Origin of the sequence: Xanthomonas sp. MUS 060 (assembly GCF_000963215.1) — a bacterium.
Classification (GTDB): domain Bacteria; phylum Pseudomonadota; class Gammaproteobacteria; order Xanthomonadales; family Xanthomonadaceae; genus Xanthomonas_A.
Window position 1 is genome coordinate 1 of sequence record NZ_JZIM01000122.1, and the last position, 525, is coordinate 525.

The 525-nt window shown below is 48.8% G+C and carries 1 protein-coding gene; it reads right to left on the bottom strand.

Annotation, left to right across the window (positions count from 1 at the left end):
- Positions 1–525: phosphopantetheine-binding protein (locus tag XANALMUS060_RS17330; RefSeq protein ID WP_045739510.1), on the bottom strand; the 525-nt coding region annotated here is incomplete at both ends.

Consider the following 525-nt stretch of genomic DNA (forward strand, 5'->3'; position numbering starts at 1 on the left):
GCAGCCATGCCTTGTATGGTGTCTATTGAGAAATCCACAGGGCATTCGATCCCATAAATCGGCATTCCTGCGCGCAAGAATTTTTCAATATTTTTTGCATACAGGACACTGCCTGATGCCTCATATAATATAAAAAGTGGAATCTCATTACCTTCTTTCCTAAATGGAATCAATCCATTAAAATCCTCCCTATATACTTCATTTTTGAGATGTGCAGCCAACGACATCAGGATGGGATTGGAGAACAAATCACTAATTTTATTTTCAATCCCAGCGTGATTGAGGCGACTTACCATCTGCACCGCCAATAACGAATGCCCACCGAGTGCGAAGAAGTTGTCGTGCCGCCCGATGCTCTCCAGACCCAGCAGGTCACGCCAGATTGCCGCAATGGTGTGTTCGATCTCACCCTGCGGTGCTTCATACGCAGGCGCGGCATAGGCTGTAGCATCCGGCGCGGGTAATGCCTTGCGATCCAGCTTGCCATTCGGGGTCAGTGGCAGGCGATCCAACTGCACATAAGCC